This window comes from Roseomonas sp. F4 (genome assembly GCF_053891155.1).
The window spans coordinates 256,912-276,005 of record NZ_JBSSHK010000006.1; the positions used below are offsets into that span (position 1 = coordinate 256,912).

Genomic DNA, 19,094 nt, shown 5'->3' on the forward strand with positions numbered 1-19,094 from the left:
GTATGACAGGGATGTAGCTTATGCGGCATGGAACACGCCGCGAGAATTCCCTTCACCGAAGGTCACGATTCCCCAGCCCTGGCGGTGCCGCCGGGCGCGGTGGATTGCCACCATCATGTCTATGACGCCGACTGGCCGGTGGTGCCCGGCGGCCGGCCGCATGCCAGCGCGACCTTGGCCGACCATGCCCGGCTGATGGCGCGGCTCGGCGTGCAGCGGCAGGTGCTGGTGCAGCCTTCCAGCTATGGCCTCGACAATGCGCTGCACCTGGCCGCTTTGCGGCAGGCCGGCCCGGCACGCGCACGGATGGTGGCGGTGGTGCGGCCGGAGGCGGATGCGGGCCTTTTGCGGGACATGGCGGAGGCCGGCGTGGTCGGCGCCCGGGCCAATCTGGTGCAGGGCATCCCCCTCAGCGCGGCGGATGTGGCACCGCTGGCGCGGCGCATGGCCGATCTCGGCTGGCACCTTCAGATCTTTGCCACGGCCGACATGATCGCCGATCTCGCACCGGTGCTGCGCGCCGCGCCCTGCCCGGTGGTCTTCGACCATTTTGCGCAATTGCCGCTGGAGGGCTGGGCGAGCCATCCGGCCTGGGCCGTGGTGATGGATCTGGTGCAGGCCGGGCAGGGCTGGGTGAAGCTGTCCTCGCCCTACAGCCTGGATCAGGCGAGGCCAGCGGCCGTCGGGCCGCTGGCCCGGGCGCTGGTGGCCGCGGCGCCGGAGCGGATGGTCTGGGGCACCAACTGGCCGCATCCCAACGCCACCACCATCCCCGACGATGCCGCGCTGCTCGACCTGCTGGCGGATTGGGCGCCGGAGCCGGCGCGGCGCGAGGCCATTCTGGCGGCCAATCCGGCGCGTCTCTATGGTTTTGGCGGCGGTTGAGCCCCGCCACCCCAGCGCGACAACGGAATACGAACCTCCACCAAAAGTCCGGCGGCGGCCCAGTCAGTCTGCCAATGGCCGCCGAGCCGGCGGATCTGCGCCAGGATCACCGCCATGCCCGTACCCTTGCGGCGCGGCGGCTCGGGGATCGGCGCGCCGCCGCTTTCGCTCCAGCGCAGCACCATCTCCGCCCCCTCCACCATCGCTTCCAGGCGCACCCGGCCCGCGGCCGTGGCGAGAGCGCCGTGCTTGGCGGCATTGGTCGCCAGCTCATGCAGGATCATCGCCACCGGCTGCACCGCGGCGGCGGCCAGGGCCGGTGGCGATCGCAGCATCAGGTCGACATGGTCGAGATAGGCCGCGAGTTCCGCCGCGATCAGCGCGGCAAGGGAGGAGCAGGAGCCTGGCGTGCGCTCGATCAGGCTCTGAGTGCGGGCCAATGACAGGATGCGACCTTCCAGGCTGCGCCGGTAATCCGCCACATCCGCGCCCTGGGTCAGCCGCACCAGGGATTGCACCACCGCCAGGGTGTTGTTGGCGCGGTGCTTCACCTCCCGGACCAGCAGGGCCTGGCGTTCCTCCGCCTCCGCCGCCTCGGTCACGTCGCGCAGCATGCCGACGATATGGCTGCGTGCGCCGGGGGGGCCGAACATGCGCCCCAGAAATTCGATCCAGCGGATGGCGCCATCGGTCTGGCGGATGATGCGCACCCGCTCGCAATAGACATCGCGCTGACGCTCGCCGCGCAGATCGGCCTCGAAGGTGGCCTGGGCGGCGGCCCTGTCATCCGGGTGGTAGCACTCCCAGAAGCCGGTGCGGGCCACCGGCATGCGATCCGGCACGGGCAGGCCGAACATCGCGAAGGCGTTGGGGGTGACCATCACCAGACCGGTGGTCATGTCGGATTCGAAGAAGGCGATGCCGAAATTCTCGATCGCCAGCCGCGCCCGCTCGCGCCCCATCTCGGAGCCGAGGTCGAATCCGATCATGCCTCGGGGACCCGGCCTGGGATCGAGGGACGCTCCTCCAGCGGCGGCATTGTGCCATCCTGCATGAAATCTAGCGCATGATGGACGGTTGGGAAGGAGGGGTTCAGCCGGTCACCATCCGCATCAGCAGCAGCGTCCCCAGCCCCACCGCCATGGCCGGCAGCAGTCGCTGTCCCAGCAGCCGATAGGCGATGCCCCCCGCCGCCAGCCCCGACAGCCGGGCCGCCAGCGGCACAGTTGCCAGCAGCCCGGCGGGCGCCACGATCGCCAGGGTGACGAAGGCGGCCAGGGTGGCGACAGACACGGCGGAGGCCCAGGCGATCATCGGATGGTCCGGCCGCAGCGCGCCGCCCAGCAGCAGGCCGAAGCCGCGCAGGGCCAGGCCGATCAGCACCGTCAGCAGCAGCGCCAGGTCAGGCTGGCTCATCGCCGGCGGCGCTGCCACAGAAAGGCGAGGCTGCCGCCCAGCAACCCGGCCAGCGGCAGGCCCCAGGCGCCGCCCACCCCATAGGCGAGTGGCGCGGCCAGGATTCCTGCCAGCAAGGCCGGCGCGACGCCGGGCCGGCCCGCATCGGCGGCCAGTAGCAGGGCGAAGTAGAGCGGATTGGTGAAGAGCAGCGCGGCCCGCAGCGGCATCGGCAAGGCGGGTGCAGCCAGGTGGCCCGTCGCCGTCGCCGCCATCGCCGCGCACCAGGACGCCACCGAAAAACCCAGGAACCAGGGCAGCCGCGCGGATTCACCCAGCGCGGGCAGGCGGCGCATGCCAGCGGCCCAGGGGGTGATGGCGATGAAGGGCAGGGCCAGCCAGCGCGGCGCGCGGCGGCCCAGCAATGGCGCGATGGCCACCGCCATGGGCAGGAAGCGCGCATTGGCGGCGGTGGCGGCCAGGGTCGCCGGCAGCGCCGCGCCGCCGCCCGTGGCCACCTGCAACAACACCAGCTGCCCGGCCATGCCATAGACTGCGCCGGTACAGAGCAGCGCCCAGCCCAGCGACAGCCCGGCCTCCGCCACCGCAGCGCCAAAGGCCACGAAGGTGGCGCCCATGGCCAGCGCCGGCGCGCCCAGCGCCTCCGTCACCCCCTGTCGTGCCGCGCGATCCGTCATGCGCGGCAGAGTGGCGCGGAACGATCAGTCCAGGAAGCGGGCGTCCCGCTGGGCCGCGATCTCGGTATAGGCGGCCTTCACCGCCACCTTGCCATGCAGCCGTTCCAGCCGGCGGACCGTGAAGTGGCCCTCGGCGATGCCCCGGAAATGCTCGAGGAAGGCGATGTTCACCGCCGCGCCCGCCGCCGCGCCGATCACCGGCGCCGCCTGGGCCGAAAGTTTGAGCGCCACCGGCCCGCCGAAACGCGCGGCGATGGTGCCCAGGAAGCCGGGCAGCAGGGCTCCGGCCATGCCCTTGCCCACCGCGCCCTTCAGCGCCTCCGCCAAGGCCAGGCGCACGGCGAAATAGCCGGATTCGGCCGCGTCATCCTGCTTGTCGCGCCCGCCGAGCGCGAAAACCTTCAGGCATTCGGCGGCGATCAGCGGATCGCCCAGCGTTTCGCCATTCGCTTCCGCCACCGCCGCGATCTGCCGCAGCAGGAGCGTGGTGGAGACCGGCAGTTCCACCAGCGTGCCCGGCAGGCCGAAGGCGCCCCCCGCCGCGCCGGCGGCGGCCGCCAGCCCGCGATGGAACCAGGCGGCCGGCAATGGCGTGGGATTGGCCGAAGGCTGCGCCTTCAGCGCGGCCTGCATGGCGCTGGACAACGCGCGCTTCACGGCGCCGTCCAGCAGCGACTGCGCACTGGCGGGCAGCCGGTTCTTCAGCGCCTCGATCGGCGTGCCAATGGCAGCGCTAAAGCGAGCGGCAAGGGACACATCCTCCAACTGCGCCACGGCGCGCGCCAACTCGGCACGGGCCTCGGCGGGCAGGATGTCGGGGGGCGGGGGGGCCAGGGTGATGGACATTTTTACGATATGGGGTGTCAGGGGCGCCGTTCGGTATGGGCGCGTAGCCAAATTGCGAAGTCGCCCTCGGACATGTCATCCGCGGCGAGATCCAGCACCGCCACCGTGACCATCGCCGGCGGGGCGACGAGATCCAGCCCATTGGCCATGAGGAACACGCCCGCCGCCGCAAGCGCCGCACGCTTGTTGCCGTCCACGAAAGGGTGGTTGCGGACGATGCCATGGGCGTAGGCGGCAGCCAGCACGCACATGTCGTGCTCAGCCTCATAGGCGAAGCGGTTGCGCGGTCGGGCGAGGGCGCTGTCCAGCAACCCCTCATCGCGCAGCCCGTCCGCCCCGCCGAACTGGCGCAGCCCTTCCCGGTGCAGGTAGAGCAGCGCCGGCCTGTCCAGCCAGCGCGGCTCCGTCACTTCGCCAGCGCCGCGAAGGTTTCGCGGTACTTCCGCATCAGCTCGCGGCCGAGCTCGAGCTGTGCCTCGGTCTCCTGTGGCATGGTGGTCAGCAGCAGACCGCCCTGGCTTTCCACCACCTGCACGGTATCTCCCTCCGCCAGGTTCATTCGCGCCAGGATGTCTTTCGGCAGGACCAGGCCCACCGAATTGCCCACAGCGCGCAGTTTCAGGGTGGCCATGTCGAACCCTCCGTTAATACGGCGGTTATAACAGGCCACCCCGCCCGTGTCCACGTCCGTGGCTACAGGATGAACTTCGACAGATCCGCATTCCCGGCCAGCGGCGCCACGCGCGTGCGCACCAGCTCCGCATCCACCGAGATGCTCTCCCCACCCCGGTCCGAAGCGGTGAAAGAGATCTCGTCCAGCAGCCGTTCCATCACCGTCGCCAGCCGCCTTGCGCCGATGTTCTCGACGGTCGCGTTGATCTCCGCGGCGAGGTCCGCGATGGCATCCGTCGCACCCTCGGTGATGTCGAGCGTCACGCCCTCCGTCCCCAGCAGCGCGATGTACTGCTTCACCAGCGAGTGCTCCGGCTCCGTCAGGATGCGCCGGAAATCCTCGCGGGTCAGGGCGGAAAGCTCCACGCGGATCGGCAGGCGGCCCTGCAATTCCGGCAGCAGGTCGGACGGCTTCGCCTGGTGGAAAGCGCCGGAGGTGATGAACAGGATGTGGTCGGTCTTCACCGGCCCATGCTTGGTCGTCACCGTGGTGCCTTCGATCAGCGGCAGCAGGTCCCGCTGCACACCCTCGCGCGAAACGTCGCCGCCGCGCACACCGCCCTCACCAGTGCGGGCGCAGACCTTGTCGATCTCGTCGATGAAGACGATGCCGTTATTCTCGGCGTTGGAGATCGCCTCGCGGTTCAGCGCCTCCTGGTCCAACAGCTTGTCGGCCTCATCCTTGATCAGGTGCTGGCGGGCTTCCGCCACCTGCATCTTGCGCGGCTTGGTGCGGCCGCCGAACATCTTGCCCAGCATCTCCTGCATATTGCCCATCTGCGGGGGCATGCCGGGCATGTCCATCATGCCGATGGCGGCCGGCTGCTCGGCGACCTGCACCTCGATCTCGCGAGTCTCCAGCGTTTCCTCGCGCAGCATGCGGCGGAATTTCTGGCGGGTTTCACCGGCGGCACCCTCGCCCACCAGCGCCGTCACCAGCCGTTCCTCCGCCGCCAGCTCAGCCTTCGCCTGCACGGCCTTGCGGGACTGGTCGCGGGTCTGGGTGATCGAAACCTCGATCAGATCGCGAATGATGCTTTCCACGTCGCGGCCGACATAGCCGACCTCGGTGAACTTCGTGGCCTCCACCTTCAGGAAGGGGGCATTGGCTAGGCGCGCCAGGCGGCGGGCGATTTCCGTCTTGCCGCAGCCGGTCGGGCCGATCATCAGGATGTTCTTCGGCACCACCTCCTCCCGCAACCCGGACGGAAGTTGTTGCCGGCGCCAACGATTGCGGAGCGCGATGGCGACCGCGCGCTTGGCGTCGTTCTGGCCGACGATGTGGCGGTCCAGCTCCGAGACGATTTCCCGCGGGGAGAGATTGACGGTCTCGGTCACGACTGGATGGTCTCCATGACGATATTGCCGTTGGTGTAGACACAGATGCCGGCCGCGATGGCCATGGATCGCCGCGCGATCTCCTCCGCCGACAGACCATCCACCGGCAGCAGCGCGCGGGCCGCGGCGAGGGCAAAATTGCCGCCGGAGCCGATGCCGATCACGGCGTCCTCCGGCTCCAGCACATCGCCCTGGCCGGTCAGCAGCAGGCTGCGCTTGCCGTCGGCGACAGCGAGCAGCGCTTCCAGCCGTCGCAGGTAGCGATCCGTGCGCCAGTCCTTGGCGAGCTCGACGCAGGCACGCTCGAGCTGATCAGGGAAACGCTCCAGCTTGGCTTCGAGCCGTTCCAGCAGCGTGAAGGCATCGGCCGTGGCGCCGGCGAAGCCGGCCAGGACCTTGCCCTGGGCGATGCGGCGGACCTTGCGGGCATTGCCCTTGACCACGGTCTGGCCAAGCGAGACCTGGCCGTCGCCGGCCATGGCCACATGCCCGTCCTTGCGGACGCAGAGAATGGTGGTGCCGTGCCAGCCGAGGGGGTCGTGACCGGCGGAGGGGGGAGCGTGTGTCGCGTGCATGCCGCCCAGATGGCGCGGGGCATGGCCCGCGGCAAGCCGGGGCGACCAGCGCCCGTTGCAACCCTGCTGCTGCGGCAACCGCCGAAGACGTGGACCCCGCGCGCCCTATCGGGTAGTGCAGCGCCATGACGCGCCAAGCCACCCTCGCCCGCGCCACCTCGGAAACCGAGATCCGCCTGACGCTGGACCTGGATGGCCGCGGCAGCGCCGATGTCGCGACCGGGGTCGGCTTCTTCGACCACATGCTGACCGCCCTCGCGCGGCACGGGCTGCTGGACCTGACGGTCGCGGCCAAGGGCGACCTGCATATCGACGACCACCACACGGTGGAGGATGTGGGCATCGTGCTCGGCCAGGCACTGCGCCAGGCCCTGGGCGACAAGCGCGGCATCCGGCGCTACGGCCAATGCCTGCTGCCGATGGACGAAGCGCTGGCCGAGGCCGCGATCGACATTTCAGGGCGGCCCTTCCTCGCCTGGTCGGTGCCCTTCCAGCGTCCCAAGATCGGAACCTTCGACACCGAGCTGGTGGAGGAATTCTTTCGCGCCTTCGCCTTCAATGCCGGCATCACCCTGCATGTCACCTTGAAGGCCGGCAGCAATGCGCACCATGTGGCGGAGGCCTGCTTCAAGGCCGTCGCACGTGCTTTGCGGATGGCCGTGGAGCTGGACCCGCGCGCCGCGGGCGTGATCCCGTCCACCAAGGGCTCCCTGGAGGGCTGAGATGAGGCTCTTCACCGTCCATGCCGAGGCGCCCCCGCCCCCCGGGCCGGAGGGCTGGCCCGAGCCGAAATCGCGTCCGCCGGTGCTGGTCAAGGAGGGTTTCGCCTTCTGGGCCGCCGTGCTCGGGCCGATCTGGTTCCTGGCCAATCGCCTGTGGTGGGAGGCGCTGGCGATGTTCGCGCTGGTCATCGCAGCAGGGCTGCTGCTGCCGGAAGCCTGGGCCAGCGTCGTCATCCCCGCCCTGCATGTCCTCGCTGGCTTCGAGGCGCGGGACCGGCTGCGCGCCCGCCTGATGCGGCGCGGCCAGCCGCTGGCGGCCGTGGTGGCGGCGCCGGATCGGGAGATCGCCTGGTTCCGGCTGATGCAGCAACGCCCCGATCTGGTGCGGGCCGCGCCATGAAGATCGTCATCGTCGATCCCGGCTCGGGCAACCTCGCCTCCGTCCAGCGGGCGCTGGAGCGGGTGGTGGCGGAATCGGACCTCGCCGCGGAGATCACAGTCACCACCGAGGCCGCCGATGTGCGCGCCGCCGATCGCATCCTGCTGCCCGGCCAGGGGGCCTTCGCCGCCTGCCGGCGCGGGTTGGATGCGCTGCCCGGCATGGTCGCAGCGCTGGAGGAGGCGGTGCTGGGCGCCCGAAAGCCGTTCCTCGGCATCTGCGTCGGCATGCAGCTGATGGCGGAGCGCGGGCTGGAACATGGCGTGACACCGGGCCTTGGCTGGATCGCCGGCGAAATCGCGCCAATGGACCCGCGCGATGCCAGCGGCGGCGCATTGCCGCTGCCGCAGATGGGCTGGAACGGCCTGACCCTGCACCAGCCGGCGCATCCGCTGCTGGCCGGCATGGCCCCGGGCGCGCATGCCTATTTCGTGCATTCCTATGCCCTGTCGGGTGGCGATCCGGCGCAGCTTCTGGCCAGCACCGATTACGGCGGCCCGGTCGCGGCGATCGTCGGGCGGGACAATCTGGCCGGCACGCAGTTCCATGTGGAGAAAAGCAGCCTGGTCGGGCTGCGCATCCTGTCCAACTTCCTGGCCTGGCAGCCATGAGCAGCCTGCGCGCCGGCACGCATGAGATGGCGGTGGAGGTCGTGACCTCCCTGACCCCGCACGACCTCGCCGATCTCTGCGAGGCAACCAATGCCGCGATCATCGAGGGTGGCGGCTTCGGCTGGGTGCAGAGCCAGGACCGCGCCGCCCTGGCGCGGCATTTTCGCGGCGTGCTGCTGGTGCCGGACCGCACCCTGTTCATCGCCCGGCTGGACGGGATCGTGGTCGGCAGCGCGCAACTGCTGCGCCCGCCACGCAACAACGAGGCGCAGGCCTTCGCCGCCCAGCTCACCCACGCCTATATCGCCCCCTATGCGCGCGGCCATGGGCTGGCGCGTAAGCTGGTGCATCGGGTCGAGGAATATGCCGCCGGCACGGGGCTGCGCGTGCTGAACCTGGATGTGCGGGAAACCCAGGAAAGCGCCATCGCGCTGTTCGAGACGCTGGGCTACACGCGCTGGGGCACCCACCCCGCCTATGCGCGGGTCGATGGCCGCACCGTCGCGGGGCATTTCTATCACAAGCTGCTGGAGCCAGGCCGAGGCCGGTCCACGGACAGCCTGATCGGCGCGCGCTGAAGGACGAGACCATGGCATTGACCTTGTATCCGGCCATCGACCTGAAGGCCGGGCAGGTGGTGCGGCTGAAGCGCGGCGACATGGCGCAGGCCACCATCTACAACGCCGACCCCGCCGCCCAGGCCGCCGATTTCGCCCGCGCGGGCTTCGCCTGGGTGCATGTGGTGGACCTCGACGGCGCCTTCGCCGGGCGGCCCGCCAATGCGGCGGCGGTGAAGGCCATCATCGCGGCGGTGCCGGGATTGTCGGTGCAGCTGGGCGGCGGCATCCGCGACATGGCAACGGCCGAGGCCTGGCTGGCGGCTGGCGTCACCCGCATCATCCTGGGCTCGGCCGCGGTGAAGGACCCGGATTTCGCCCGCGCCGCCTGCCGCGCTTTTCCGGGCCGGGTGGCGCTCGGCATCGATGCGCGGGACGGGTTTGTCGCAACCGAGGGCTGGGCCGAGACCAGCGGAACGACGGCGACCGATCTCGCCACCGGCTTCGCCGATAGCGGCGCGGCGGCGATCATCTACACCGACATCGCCCGGGACGGGATGCTGACCGGCGTGAACGTGGCGGCGACGGCGGCCCTGGCGCGTGCCGTGCCGATTCCGGTGATCGCCTCGGGCGGCGTGGCCTCGACGGATGATATCGTGGCGCTGAAGGCGGATGGCGTGGTGGCCGGGGCGATTTTGGGGCGGGCGCTGTATGACGGGCGGGTGGACCCGGTGGCGGCGTTGAAGCTGGCGGGGTAGCGCTCATCGACGAGCTATCGAATTGATTTGAGTTTGTAATAACATGGGTCATGCTCGGGATCTGGATCCTGGAGCAGCCTCATGTCTTCCGCACCTGAAAATCCGGCGCCGGCTTCAGGGGCTCGCGCTGCCAAGCGCAAAGCGCCGAAGACGTTCCGGATCGCCAGCATCCAGCCTATCTGGCTGGGTAATGCCGGCAATATCCGCCTGGATGCGGCTCTGAACCATTGGCCGTGGGACCTTAATGGCGAAGCCTTCGTGCTGCCGCTGGGCCCCCTGGGGCAAATGGGCGAGATCGCTGCCCAGTTCGTGAAGCGAACACAAAACGCGGACTTTGGGCAGCACCTGCAGGAGGTCATTGGTCAGCACGGCCTGAGCCCCGACAAGCCGGTGATGTGGCCGTTCGAAAAGGCCGCAGGCAAACCAGGCGAAGCCCGGTCGATGCTGCTCGCGACCGCCTTCACACCGGACGAGGAGGTGGTATCGGCGCGCGCGATACGAGGCATATTGAACGCTTGCCGCGACCATGGAATCGCCAGCCTGGTCCTGCCGTTGCCAGGGATCGGCCGTGGTCGCGCCGATCCACAGGAGGCGGCCGAGACCGTCGTCGCGGTCTGCGGCCGCGATATGACGCCGACCAGTCTTCGCCGCATCACGCTGACCACAGCCTCCGACGAGGCCTTCGCCGCGCTGCTGGACCTGGCCTCACCCTACGCCCGCTTTGCACATCCCGACGATGCCGAGCATTCGGAACAGGGGCGTGCGGTCACCGGGACTCTGAAGCTGGCCCGATTCGTCACCCGGACCTTGTCCGGATTCGACGCCGGCCTGGTCACCGCACCGGCCTTCACCGTCGGCGTCATCGAGGCGGCTCTCGACATGGTCGAAGCGAGTCCCACGCAGTTGTCAGGCGACGACGCTTTGCTGGGCGAGGCCGCAAGGTCCCAGCCCGGGGCCCTGCAGCGTCTGCGTGATGGGCTTCCGCGTATGATGGAGCCGCAGCCCTACTACCTCGCATCGGAGGCCGCCGATCTTTGGAACGCTGCGTTAGGACGCAGGAGCACGCCGAGCACTCTCGGGCTCGCTGATCTGGCCTGGGCCATCCTTGAAAAGCCTGGTCCCGAATTGAGCGGGGTTCTGGCGGCGGCCGGTTTCGAATTGCCGGTAAGGCCCGTGGCCGCAGCGAAACCAATCGGGTTTCGTCCCACCATCCCCGGCATCGGCGCTGATGACGTCGGGGCCGGCGGACTCGTGGACTGTCTTGGGATGGAGCAGGAGGCACGCGCCTTCGGCCGTCTCGTCGCCGCCCGAGGCATGCGCCCGCCCCTCGCCATCGGTGTCTTCGGTCCGTGGGGCAGCGGCAAGAGCTTCTTCCTGCGCCAGTTGCACGAGGCCGTGGAGGATTGCGCCATGAGCGCCGCCCGTCTGCCGCCTGATCGACGGGACGAGAATCCGTTTCATGCCGGCATCGTGCAGATTCGCTTCAATGCCTGGCACTATGTGGATACCAACCTCTGGGCCTCTCTAGTCACCCATATCTTTACCGAGCTGGATCGGTGGGTGATGCGCCAGTCCAGTCCCGACGCGGCCGGGGAGGCGGCGGAGCTATTTGAACGTCTCGCGACCGCTCGGACCTTGTCGCTGGAGGCCGCCCGACAACTGGTGCGGCGACGGCAGGACCTGCGCCAAGCCACGGTGCAGTTCGCTGCCGCCGAGACCGCTCTCGCCGAGGCACGCGCGGCCACTTCGCCCGGCCCGCGTGACGTGGCTCTGGCAGCCTGGGCGACACTCCAGAATTCATCCCCGGATCGTGCAGCCTTGCTTCCCCAGGCACGCGCGGCGTTGGGGCGGCTGGGTATCGCACCGCTGGCTGATGATGCGGCGGCCGTCCGGGACGCCGCCGCGCACCTGCTGGAAACAGGTGACGCACTGGCGCGAAACGGGACCTCCACCTATCGCATGCTGTGTGGGGCGGCCGGGCAGGCCTTCATCTGGTTCGAAAGTTGCCGCCTGTGGCAGCGACTGGCGATGCTGGCGCCGGCGGTATTGCTGGTCGGCGGCTTGATCCTGGGTCCGGCATTGCTTGTCGACAGCATCCAGAACTGGCTTGGCGGGCTGCCTGCACTGACCGCCAGCCTCTCTGCGCTGCTGGTCGGCGCCGCGGGCGCGGCGGGGTGGGCTGAGCAGCGCGCGCAGAAGGCACTGGCGCAGCTTCGCGCCTTCGATGCGGCGCTGCGTGAGGCTGTGGAACACCGGCAAGCGGAAACCAGCCAGGGACAGGCGGCCAAGCTGGCCGCGGAACGTCTCGCCAAGGCGCAGGCAGAGGAGGCAGAGGCGCGTCAGCTTCTGGCCGCCACCACCGAACGTGCGGCGGAGGCTGCGCGGCTGTTCGACGGAGGCACCGGTCGTTCGAGGCTCTACCGCTTCGTACGCGAGCGGGCCGCGGCGGAGGATTACCGCCGGCACGTAGGTCTGGTTGCCGCCGTGCGTCGAGATTTCGAGGAACTGGCGACGGCCATGGCCTCGGCCGAGGCGGATGACGAGGTGACGGCACGGGCCGAACGCCACCGCGAATGGCACGCCAGGGAAGTCGCAGCGCTTGTGAAGGAAGCCGAGGACAGTGGCGCCCTGCTGTCCGCAGCGGAGATCGAGAAGTTGCGGCAGGGTGTTCAGGCTGCCGCGAAGGATCCGGTTGGGGAAGGCTTCGCGCGCATCGTACTGTACATCGACGATCTCGACCGGTGTCCTGCGGAAAAGGTCGTAGAGGTGCTACAGGCGGTACATCTGTTGCTGACCTTCCCGCTGTTTGTCGCCGTGGTGGCCGCGGACATTCGCTGGGTGAGCCGGGCCTTGCTGCGTCATTTCCCTGAATTGCTGGATGACGGCGCGCGACCGGGCGCGGGGCATGCGGCGACGCCCTACGACTATCTCGAGAAGATCTTCCAGATTCCCTACTGGGTGCGGCCAATGGATGGTGCCACGGCCACGCTCCTCCTGGACCGGCGCAGCGTCGCGCTGGACAGCCACCGGCCAGCCGCCGGACCATATCGAACAACCCCTTTCGGCGAAGCGCCGAAGCGCGATGAAGCGTCCGACCCTGCATCCGGCGCGACACCTGACGAGGCAGCATCGACTGATGAGTCTGGGTCAGCCGGTCAGACATACACGGAAGCGGGGGCGGCGGCGAACGCCACCGAGACGCAAGCCGGGTCCGGTCAACCAGATATCGGGCCGCCGGCCGACTGGCTCAGTCTGGATGCCGTCGAGCGGGACTTCATGACTCTGTTGGCGCCACATCTCGGCGGTTCGCCTCGTCAAATCCTGCGCTTCCTGAATGTCTACCGCGTTATTCGCGGCAGCCTGCATGGAGACGCGCTGCGCGGCTTCGTTGGTCGTGATTCACATGCGCTGATGCTGCATCTGGCGCTCGGTTGCGCCGGCAAGCCGCAGCCGCTCGACTTCGACAAGGCCGACAGCATCGCGGCGTTGCGGGCAGGACTTCCACCGGACAGCTCCCAGGCCAAGCTGCTGGAGTTGTATGAGGCGCGGAGCCCGGCCGACGACGGCAGCGATACGTTCGCGACGCTGCGGGCCTGGACCAAACCGGCGGCACGCTACAGCTTCAGCGGCTAATCCCCCCTCAATAGGCCGGCTTCACCGGAAACCAGCCCGGGCGCCGGTCGTCCAGATAGGCGCCCTCGATCCGCTCCACGCGATATTTTTCCAGCTGCCCCTCCTCCACCGTCACGCCCAGGCCGGGGCCGGTGGGGACAGCGAAGCAGCCTTCGTCCAGCACGAAGCGCTCCGCCACGATGTCGGCGGCCAGATGCGCGTATTCGGTGTCGAGGCTGATGGTCATGTTGGGGATGCTGCCCGCCAGGTGGAGATAGGCTGCCTGGGACAGGCCGAGCTCTCCGCCCGAATGCAGCAGCACGGGTATGCCGACGCTCTCACAGATGCCGGCCTGTTTCACCACCGGCCAAAGCCCGCCGGCCTCATGCGGATCGAGCAGCACCACGTCGGCGGCCTCCGCGCGGATGATGTTGCCCACGTCCTGCAGTGTATAGGCACTTTCATCCAGCGCCACGGGCACCGGCTGGGCGCGGCGCAGCGCGGCATGGCCGGCCAGGTCGTCCAGCTCCAGCGGCTGCTCGATATATTGCAGGTCGAAGCCGCGCAGTTTTTCCAACTGGCGTCGCGCCGTACCTGGGGTCCAGGCGCCGTTCACATCGGCGCGGATCGGCACGGCATCGCCCACCACCTCGCGCACCGCGCGGACCAGCGAAATATCGGTGGCCTCGGTCATGCCGATCTTCACCTTGTAGCTGCGATGGCCGCGCCGGGCATATTCCCGCGCCGCCTCCGCAGCCGCGCCGGGATCGGCCGCCAGGATATAGGCGGACATCTCCGCGCGATCCCGGAACAGCCCGCCCCACAGCGCGTGCAGCGGCTGGCCGGTGGCATGGCCCAGCGCGTCCCACATCGCCATTTCCACCGCGCAGATCGCCATCACTGCGGCGCGCTTGTGGTGGTAGTAGCCGGCGCCGAGCACATGGCGGTGCAGCGCCTCCGCCTGGTCCACCCGTTTGGTCAGTGCGATCGGCAGAACGATGCGTTCCAGCACGGCGGGGATGGCGTCCAGCAGGCAGATCGTCTCGCCCCAGCCGATCACGCCGCCGGCCGTGGTCAGCTTTACCACCAGCCGCGTCACGCCGGTGCGGCGGCCGGAGGCCCATTCCATGTCGCTGTGGAACGGGATGCGGACCATCCAGTGCTCCGCCTTGACGATGGCGAGGTCGTGCATGCGTTTCTTCCCTTGCAGGCCGACGATGCTAGGGGCGCTTTTCACGGCGCGGTAGCCGGGGCCGGCACCTCTGGATGCAAAGGCGCGGCATCGGCTAGCCTTCGCAGGGAATGGCCCGGAGTGGCCGCCGGAGGAACCCCGAGATGCACCGCCGCAGTCTGATTGCCGCCGCCCTCGCCATGCCCGCCATCGCCCGCGCCCAGGGCGGCAACTGGGCGCCAGACCGGCCGATCCGGATCATCGTGCCCTATACGGCGGGCGGCGCTTCCGACATCTCGGCCCGCCTGGTCGCCGATCGGCTGCGAGCGCGGCTGGGCCAGCCGGGGGTGGTGGAGAACCGTGCGGGGGCTTCCGGTATCATCGGGACGGAGATCGTGGCCAAGGCCCCGGCGGATGGGCACACGCTGGCGCTGGTCGCCTCGAGCCACGTCGTGAATCGGGCACTGTTCCCCACCATCCCCTTCGACCCGCTGGCGGATTTTGCCCCGGTGGTGCTGACGGCGCAGGTGCAGCTGGTCATGGTGGTGCCCGCCACCCATCCCGCCCTTACCCCGCGCGACTTTGCGGAATGGGCGAAGGCGCAGCCGGGCGGCGGCGCCTTCGCTTCCTCCGGCAACGGCTCCAACCCCCATATCTTCGCGGCGGATTTCCTGAAGCGCGCCGGCGTCGCGATGGAGCATGTGCCCTATCGCGGCTCCACCGCCGCGCATGCGGATCTGCTGGCCGGCCGCACGCAGATGATGTTCGACGCCTATGCCGCCGTGCTGCCGCATGTGCAGGCGGGATCGCTGCGGCTGCTGGGCCTGGCCGGCCCCAGCCGCAGCGCCCTGCTGCCGGACCTGCCGACCATCGCCGAACAGGGTTTTGCTGGCTACGGTGCCACCTCCTGGGGCGGGCTACTGGCGCCGAAGGGCACCCCCGCGGCGACGGTGGCACGGCTGAACGCGGCGGTGAACGAGATACTGGCGGAGGCCGAGGTGAAGGAACGCCTGGCTCTGCTGGGCGCCGAGGTGGTGGGCGGCACGCCGGAGGCCTTCCTGGACCATATGCAGCGCGAACAGACGCGCTACGTCGCCCTGGTGCAGGAGCTGGGAATCACCGGCGCCGGATGACCGCCGGGGCGCTTGCGCCTCCGATCGCTTGACCGCGACGCCCGCGCGTCGCAATCACCCGCCTCGCGCCGGATTTCCAGCCGGGCCGGCGCGGCAAGCGACATGTCGGGAATTTGTCCCCCCGTCCCCTCCGGAGTGCTGCCGGTGCTGGCCCTGCGTGTGATCCCCTGCCTGGACGTGAAGGATGGCCGCGTCGTCAAGGGCGTGAATTTTCTGGAACTGCGCGACGCGGGCGATCCTGTGGAGCAGGCGCGCATCTATGACCGGGAAGGCGCGGATGAGATCACCTTCCTCGATATCGGCGCGTCGCATGAGGGGCGGGACACCATCCTCGATGTCGTCTCCCGCACCGCGGCGCAGGTGTTCATCCCGATGACGGTGGGCGGCGGCGTGCGCAGCGTGGAGGATATGCGCCGGCTGCTGCTGGCCGGTGCCGACAAGATCTCGGTCAATTCCGCCGCCATCGCCGACCCGGCCCTGATCACCCGTGGCGCGGAAGCGTTCGGCAGCCAGGCGATCGTCGTCGCCGTCGATGCCCGCGCCAGCGGCCCGGGGCGGTGGGAGATCTTCACCCATGGCGGCCGCCGCGGCACCGGGATCGACGCAGTGGCCTGGTGCCGCCAGGCGGAGGAACGCGGGGCCGGCGAGATCCTGCTGACCTCGATGGACCGGGACGGCACCAAATCCGGCTTCGACCTCGACCTGCTGCGCGCCGTGCGCGCGGCGGTGCGGCTGCCCATCGTCGCCTCCGGCGGCGTGGGCGAAGCCACGCATTTCGTGGAGGGTGCGCAGGCCGGGGCGACCGGGCTGCTCGCCGCCAGCGTTTTTCACTACGGCCAGATGCGGATCGCGGAGGCGAAGGCGGCTCTGGACGCCGCCGGCCTGCCGGTGCGACCCCTGGCGGAGGCAATCTAGATGGCGAAGACGGTGAAGCGGCCGGCGGCCCCCAAGGCCGGCGGCAAGGCAGCGCGCAAGATTGTGGCCCTGAAGGCCAAGCCGAAAGCGCCGGCGGAGGCCAAGGTGAAGGCCAAGGCGGCCAAGCTGAAACCGGCCAAGGCCCAGCGCAAATCGGCCAGGATCGCCGCCGCGCTGCCGCTGCCCGCCTCCATTCCCGTGCCCGAAACCCTGAAGCGCCCGCGCGCCATGGATGCCGGCGCCACGGCGCTGGCGCCCTTCAGCGTGGCCGGGGCCGAGGCCTCGATCCTCGACACGCTGTGGCAAACGGTGGAGGCGCGGCGCCAATCCGGCGACATCGCGACCTCCCACTCCGCTCGGCTGCTGGCGCGCGGCACGCCGAAGGTTGCCCAGAAGCTGGGGGAGGAGGCGGTGGAATGCGTCATCGAGGCGACGCTGGGCAACCGTGCCGCGACGGTGCTCGAAAGCGCCGACCTGCTGTACCACCTGATGGTCGTCTGGGTGGATGCGGGGATCGAGCCCAGCGAGGTCTGGACCGAGCTCGCCCGCCGCCAGGGCATTTCCGGCATCGCGGAGAAGGCGGCGCGGCCGAAGGCGTTGGTGCGCGCGGCGCAGACGCGCAAGCTGCCCTGAGGCTCTGGGCGCCCACGCGCGCCCAGAGCTGCCAGCCTATTCCGCCAGCATCCGATTGATCTGCGGCGTGATGGCCGCGCCCAGAATGGCGTAGCCCACCATCGTCAGGTGCAGCCGGTCGAAGGCCACATGTTCGGTCAACTGCCCGTCCGGCATCAGCAGCAGCGGCCCGGGCTCGATATAGACGGTGCTGGTGCCATCGGCGCAGCGCGCGATCAGCGCGTTCAGCCGGGCATTCACCGCCCGCACCGGGTCGTTGCGGTCGACGCCGCGCGGCAGGGTGCCGACCAGCAGGATGCGGGTGCGGGGCGACTGGGTATGGATGAAGCGGATGATCTCCGCGACGCCCACCGCCGTATCCTCGGGCCGCGAGCCGGAGGCGGAATTGTTGGTGCCGATCAGCAGCACCACCAGCTTCGGCCGCAAACTGCCCCATTGCCCGGCGCGCAGGCGAAACAGCATGCCCTGGGTAAAGTCGCCGAAGACGCCGAGATTGACCGCGCGGCGGTGCCCGAAGAACTGGGCATACATGGTGGGCTCCCAGGACTGGGTCAGGGAATCCCCCAGGAAGACCAGTTCCGCCTGACTGCGGTCGATGCGGGACAGGTACTGGTCGATCTCCGCCACCCGGCCGCGCCAGCCGGGGAATTCCATCGCCTCCGCCCGCGCCTCCCGCGGCAGGGTGGCCGGGGCCGGCAAAGCAGGGCAGCCAGGAGCCGCCAGTGCCGGCATGGCCAGCAGACCCGCAGCGAGGCCGAGCAAGACAAGGATTTGGCGCATGCCGCTTAGCGGCCCGGCGGCGCGATAAGGTCGCGGGAGGTGAAGAGCACCGGCCGTCCACCCGGCGCCATCAGCCAGAGGCTGGCGAGCTGCCCCGCTTCCAGCCGCCCGAGATCCAGCGGCCCGACCCGCGTCGCCCCACATTGGGCGTGCAGCCGCGCCGCGGCCGGGGCGATGGTGCGGGCCTGCATGCCGGGCGAGGGCACGTTGGAGATCACCGCACGGCCGCTGGGGTCCAGCGCCAGGGTGGCGGTGGGGCAGCCCGGCGCGGCGTTGTAGAAGGTCAGCCGGGCGCGCAGGCGGTTGTATTCGGTCGTATCCTCCAGATGCCGCGCCACCACCTGGTTGCCCTCGCGCATCAGCAGCACGGTGTTGAAGGTGTTGCCGTTCACCTGGAAGCGGGCCGTTGTGGTGGTGCCGCCACTGGTGATCCGCAGTTCCAGCGTCTTCCCGGCGGCATTCTCCACCACGAAGTAATGCGAGATGCGCGCCGCATCCTCCGTGCCCAATTCACGCGGCAGGTCGAAGTCGGAGCGGAGGGAGGTCGGACCCTCCAGCCCATTCGCGTAACGGATCAGCGCGAAGCCGTCGGGCAGCCGCAGCTCATAGAGCATCGGCGCCTGGGCAAAGGCGGGGGTGAGCGGCAGCAGCGCGAGCCCGGCGAGGAGGAGAAGGATGCGGCGCATCGGATCAGCGCCGCCGCACGGAGTTGATGAGCGTGACGATCTGCGTGTTCAGCGCCCGCGCCCAGGCCGAATAGCCCTCCGCCGTATGGTGCTGGCCGTCATAGGTCGCCCAGGCGCCAGGGCGGGAAAAGGCGGTGCTGTCGATATAGGCGCAGGGGGCGACCTGGCCGGCCAAGTAGTCCGACAATTCCTTCGCGCGTTCGAAGGTCTTGAAGAAGGGACCGCCTTCCGTGCCCCAGGTGGGGCCGACCCAGATGCAGGGCATGGAGGTGGCCTGGAAGCGGGTGGTCAGGGTGCGGACCTGCTCGGTGATCCAGGCGCGCGGCATTTCCCGCTGCGAATAGCCGCCCATGGTGTCGCCGATACCGACGATCACCAGATTGGGGCGGTGGCGCTGCACCAGCTCGTCGATGGAGAAGCTCTGCGCGGTGGGGGTCCGGTTGGTCTGCATGCGCTGATTGCCGACCCGGGTGGCGGTGCCGCAGGCGACGGTGCGCGGCACCACCCAGGCCGCGGCGCCGACGCCGCAGGCGCTGTAGGTGGCGACGGTCGCACCCTCGCGCTGAAGTTGATCATGCAGATGGGTAATCAGCGATCCAGGGTAGACGAAGTGGCTGTCACCAATGATCAACAGCGAAAGGCCCACCAGCGCACCGGCCATTTTCGGC

At 69.5% G+C, this 19,094-nt stretch carries 22 protein-coding genes; 10 read left to right on the top strand and 12 right to left on the bottom strand.

The features are described from left to right. The first annotated feature begins 27 nt into the window (after nucleotides 1-27). A complete protein-coding gene (locus tag ACVFYP_RS24185) occupies nucleotides 28-885 on the top strand; it encodes an amidohydrolase family protein (RefSeq protein WP_499202791.1) in 858 nt (285 codons plus the stop codon). Here the strand turns inward: ACVFYP_RS24185 and ACVFYP_RS24190 are convergent. The 8 genes from ACVFYP_RS24190 to hslV form a co-directional block, all read right to left on the bottom strand. Then, on the bottom strand, nucleotides 864-1,874 hold the full coding sequence (locus ACVFYP_RS24190) for an HWE histidine kinase domain-containing protein (RefSeq protein WP_499202792.1): 1,011 nt from the start codon (nucleotides 1,872-1,874) through the stop codon (nucleotides 864-866). The two genes, ACVFYP_RS24185 and ACVFYP_RS24190, sit on opposite strands and share 22 nt — an antisense overlap. 103 nt (nucleotides 1,875-1,977) lie before the next feature. Then, nucleotides 1,978-2,301: a hypothetical protein gene (locus ACVFYP_RS24195; RefSeq protein WP_499202793.1), complete on the bottom strand. Its 324-nt coding sequence runs from the start codon at nucleotides 2,299-2,301 to the stop codon at nucleotides 1,978-1,980. Then, a complete protein-coding gene (locus ACVFYP_RS24200) occupies nucleotides 2,298-2,978 on the bottom strand; it encodes an AzlC family ABC transporter permease (RefSeq protein WP_499202794.1) in 681 nt (226 codons plus the stop codon). Before ACVFYP_RS24200 ends, ACVFYP_RS24195 begins: the two co-directional genes overlap by 4 nt. Nucleotides 2,979-3,002: 24 nt before the next feature. Then, on the bottom strand, nucleotides 3,003-3,824 hold the full coding sequence (locus tag ACVFYP_RS24205; protein ID WP_499202795.1) for an EcsC family protein: 822 nt from the start codon (nucleotides 3,822-3,824) through the stop codon (nucleotides 3,003-3,005). A gap of 17 nt (nucleotides 3,825-3,841) precedes the next feature. Beyond that, nucleotides 3,842-4,234 carry a type II toxin-antitoxin system death-on-curing family toxin gene (locus tag ACVFYP_RS24210; protein ID WP_499202796.1) on the bottom strand — a complete coding sequence of 131 codons (393 nt, stop codon included), beginning with the start codon at nucleotides 4,232-4,234 and terminating at the stop codon, nucleotides 3,842-3,844. Then, nucleotides 4,231-4,455, bottom strand: a complete 225-nt coding sequence (locus tag ACVFYP_RS24215) for an AbrB/MazE/SpoVT family DNA-binding domain-containing protein (protein ID WP_499202797.1) — start codon at nucleotides 4,453-4,455, stop codon at nucleotides 4,231-4,233. Before ACVFYP_RS24215 ends, ACVFYP_RS24210 begins: the two co-directional genes overlap by 4 nt. Nucleotides 4,456-4,517: 62 nt before the next feature. Further along, a complete protein-coding gene (gene hslU / locus ACVFYP_RS24220; protein WP_499202798.1) occupies nucleotides 4,518-5,834 on the bottom strand; it encodes an ATP-dependent protease ATPase subunit HslU in 1,317 nt (438 codons plus the stop codon). Beyond that, complete coding sequence (gene hslV / locus ACVFYP_RS24225) at nucleotides 5,831-6,409, bottom strand: ATP-dependent protease subunit HslV (RefSeq protein WP_499202799.1); 579 nt, start codon at nucleotides 6,407-6,409, stop codon at nucleotides 5,831-5,833. Before hslV ends, hslU begins: the two co-directional genes overlap by 4 nt. Before the next feature lie 125 nt (nucleotides 6,410-6,534). Here hslV and hisB point away from each other — a divergent pair, with 125 nt between their 5' ends. From hisB to ACVFYP_RS24255, 6 genes are all read left to right on the top strand, one after another. After that, a complete protein-coding gene (gene hisB, locus ACVFYP_RS24230) occupies nucleotides 6,535-7,131 on the top strand; it encodes an imidazoleglycerol-phosphate dehydratase HisB (protein ID WP_499202800.1) in 597 nt (198 codons plus the stop codon). 1 nt (nucleotide 7,132) lies between these two features. After that, nucleotides 7,133-7,531: a DUF2628 domain-containing protein gene (locus ACVFYP_RS24235; RefSeq protein WP_499202801.1), complete on the top strand. Its 399-nt coding sequence runs from the start codon at nucleotides 7,133-7,135 to the stop codon at nucleotides 7,529-7,531. Continuing rightward, the gene (gene hisH / locus ACVFYP_RS24240; protein ID WP_499202802.1) at nucleotides 7,528-8,181 is read left to right on the top strand and encodes an imidazole glycerol phosphate synthase subunit HisH; all 654 of its coding nucleotides are present in this window, start codon (nucleotides 7,528-7,530) and stop codon (nucleotides 8,179-8,181) included. The genes ACVFYP_RS24235 and hisH overlap by 4 nt, the downstream gene beginning before the upstream one ends. Then, complete coding sequence (locus ACVFYP_RS24245; RefSeq protein WP_499202803.1) at nucleotides 8,178-8,759, top strand: GNAT family N-acetyltransferase; 582 nt, start codon at nucleotides 8,178-8,180, stop codon at nucleotides 8,757-8,759. The genes hisH and ACVFYP_RS24245 overlap by 4 nt, the downstream gene beginning before the upstream one ends. 11 nt (nucleotides 8,760-8,770) lie before the next feature. After that, a complete protein-coding gene (hisA, locus tag ACVFYP_RS24250) occupies nucleotides 8,771-9,496 on the top strand; it encodes a 1-(5-phosphoribosyl)-5-[(5-phosphoribosylamino)methylideneamino]imidazole-4-carboxamide isomerase (RefSeq protein WP_499202804.1) in 726 nt (241 codons plus the stop codon). A gap of 81 nt (nucleotides 9,497-9,577) precedes the next feature. Continuing rightward, a complete protein-coding gene (locus ACVFYP_RS24255) occupies nucleotides 9,578-13,129 on the top strand; it encodes a P-loop NTPase fold protein (RefSeq protein ID WP_499202805.1) in 3,552 nt (1,183 codons plus the stop codon). 7 nt (nucleotides 13,130-13,136) lie between these two features. Here ACVFYP_RS24255 and ACVFYP_RS24260 read toward each other — a convergent pair whose 3' ends face one another. Further along, complete coding sequence (locus ACVFYP_RS24260) at nucleotides 13,137-14,300, bottom strand: mandelate racemase/muconate lactonizing enzyme family protein (RefSeq protein WP_499202806.1); 1,164 nt, start codon at nucleotides 14,298-14,300, stop codon at nucleotides 13,137-13,139. A 143-nt stretch (nucleotides 14,301-14,443) separates the two neighbouring features. Here ACVFYP_RS24260 and ACVFYP_RS24265 point away from each other — a divergent pair, with 143 nt between their 5' ends. The 3 genes from ACVFYP_RS24265 to ACVFYP_RS24275 all read left to right on the top strand — a co-directional run bounded on the left by ACVFYP_RS24265 (nucleotide 14,444) and on the right by ACVFYP_RS24275 (nucleotide 16,960). Continuing rightward, a complete protein-coding gene (locus ACVFYP_RS24265; RefSeq protein ID WP_499202807.1) occupies nucleotides 14,444-15,412 on the top strand; it encodes a tripartite tricarboxylate transporter substrate binding protein in 969 nt (322 codons plus the stop codon). A gap of 144 nt (nucleotides 15,413-15,556) precedes the next feature. Beyond that, complete coding sequence (gene hisF, locus ACVFYP_RS24270; protein WP_499202808.1) at nucleotides 15,557-16,327, top strand: imidazole glycerol phosphate synthase subunit HisF; 771 nt, start codon at nucleotides 15,557-15,559, stop codon at nucleotides 16,325-16,327. Further along, entirely contained in the window at nucleotides 16,328-16,960 is a 633-nt protein-coding gene (locus ACVFYP_RS24275) for a phosphoribosyl-ATP diphosphatase (RefSeq protein ID WP_499202809.1), read from the top strand. It abuts the gene before it with no gap. A gap of 36 nt (nucleotides 16,961-16,996) precedes the next feature. Here ACVFYP_RS24275 and ACVFYP_RS24280 read toward each other — a convergent pair whose 3' ends face one another. The 3 genes from ACVFYP_RS24280 to ACVFYP_RS24290 are packed head-to-tail and all read right to left on the bottom strand — an operon-like array spanning nucleotide 16,997 to nucleotide 19,087. Next, a complete protein-coding gene (locus ACVFYP_RS24280) occupies nucleotides 16,997-17,740 on the bottom strand; it encodes a GDSL-type esterase/lipase family protein (protein ID WP_499202810.1) in 744 nt (247 codons plus the stop codon). Nucleotides 17,741-17,745: 5 nt separating this feature from the next. Beyond that, the gene (locus ACVFYP_RS24285; RefSeq protein WP_499202811.1) at nucleotides 17,746-18,426 is read right to left on the bottom strand and encodes an ABC transporter permease; all 681 of its coding nucleotides are present in this window, start codon (nucleotides 18,424-18,426) and stop codon (nucleotides 17,746-17,748) included. Between the two features lie 4 nt (nucleotides 18,427-18,430). After that, on the bottom strand, nucleotides 18,431-19,087 hold the full coding sequence (locus ACVFYP_RS24290) for an SGNH/GDSL hydrolase family protein (protein ID WP_499202812.1): 657 nt from the start codon (nucleotides 19,085-19,087) through the stop codon (nucleotides 18,431-18,433). Nucleotides 19,088-19,094 lie beyond the last annotated feature (7 nt).

Bases quoted from the DNA above. Each gene is read 5' to 3' on its own strand.
- ACVFYP_RS24260 (WP_499202806.1), bottom strand. From the start codon at position 14,300: ATGCACGACCTCGCCATCGTCAAGGCGGAGCACTGGATGGTCCGCATC.
- ACVFYP_RS24275 (WP_499202809.1), top strand. From the start codon at position 16,328: ATGGCGAAGACGGTGAAGCGGCCGGCGGCCCCCAAGGCCGGCGGCAAG.
- ACVFYP_RS24285 (WP_499202811.1), bottom strand. From the start codon at position 18,426: ATGCGCCGCATCCTTCTCCTCCTCGCCGGGCTCGCGCTGCTGCCGCTC.
- ACVFYP_RS24280 (WP_499202810.1), bottom strand. From the start codon at position 17,740: ATGCGCCAAATCCTTGTCTTGCTCGGCCTCGCTGCGGGTCTGCTGGCC.
- hisA (WP_499202804.1), top strand. From the start codon at position 8,771: ATGGCATTGACCTTGTATCCGGCCATCGACCTGAAGGCCGGGCAGGTG.
- ACVFYP_RS24190 (WP_499202792.1), bottom strand. From the start codon at position 1,874: ATGATCGGATTCGACCTCGGCTCCGAGATGGGGCGCGAGCGGGCGCGG.
- ACVFYP_RS24215 (WP_499202797.1), bottom strand. From the start codon at position 4,455: ATGGCCACCCTGAAACTGCGCGCTGTGGGCAATTCGGTGGGCCTGGTC.
- ACVFYP_RS24255 (WP_499202805.1), top strand. From the start codon at position 9,578: ATGTCTTCCGCACCTGAAAATCCGGCGCCGGCTTCAGGGGCTCGCGCT.
- ACVFYP_RS24205 (WP_499202795.1), bottom strand. From the start codon at position 3,824: ATGTCCATCACCCTGGCCCCCCCGCCCCCCGACATCCTGCCCGCCGAG.
- ACVFYP_RS24200 (WP_499202794.1), bottom strand. From the start codon at position 2,978: ATGACGGATCGCGCGGCACGACAGGGGGTGACGGAGGCGCTGGGCGCG.
- hslV (WP_499202799.1), bottom strand. From the start codon at position 6,409: ATGCACGCGACACACGCTCCCCCCTCCGCCGGTCACGACCCCCTCGGC.
- ACVFYP_RS24265 (WP_499202807.1), top strand. From the start codon at position 14,444: ATGCACCGCCGCAGTCTGATTGCCGCCGCCCTCGCCATGCCCGCCATC.
- ACVFYP_RS24245 (WP_499202803.1), top strand. From the start codon at position 8,178: ATGAGCAGCCTGCGCGCCGGCACGCATGAGATGGCGGTGGAGGTCGTG.
- hisB (WP_499202800.1), top strand. From the start codon at position 6,535: ATGACGCGCCAAGCCACCCTCGCCCGCGCCACCTCGGAAACCGAGATC.
- ACVFYP_RS24195 (WP_499202793.1), bottom strand. From the start codon at position 2,301: ATGAGCCAGCCTGACCTGGCGCTGCTGCTGACGGTGCTGATCGGCCTG.
- ACVFYP_RS24290 (WP_499202812.1), bottom strand. From the start codon at position 19,087: ATGGCCGGTGCGCTGGTGGGCCTTTCGCTGTTGATCATTGGTGACAGC.
- hisH (WP_499202802.1), top strand. From the start codon at position 7,528: ATGAAGATCGTCATCGTCGATCCCGGCTCGGGCAACCTCGCCTCCGTC.
- ACVFYP_RS24235 (WP_499202801.1), top strand. From the start codon at position 7,133: ATGAGGCTCTTCACCGTCCATGCCGAGGCGCCCCCGCCCCCCGGGCCG.
- ACVFYP_RS24185 (WP_499202791.1), top strand. From the start codon at position 28: ATGGAACACGCCGCGAGAATTCCCTTCACCGAAGGTCACGATTCCCCA.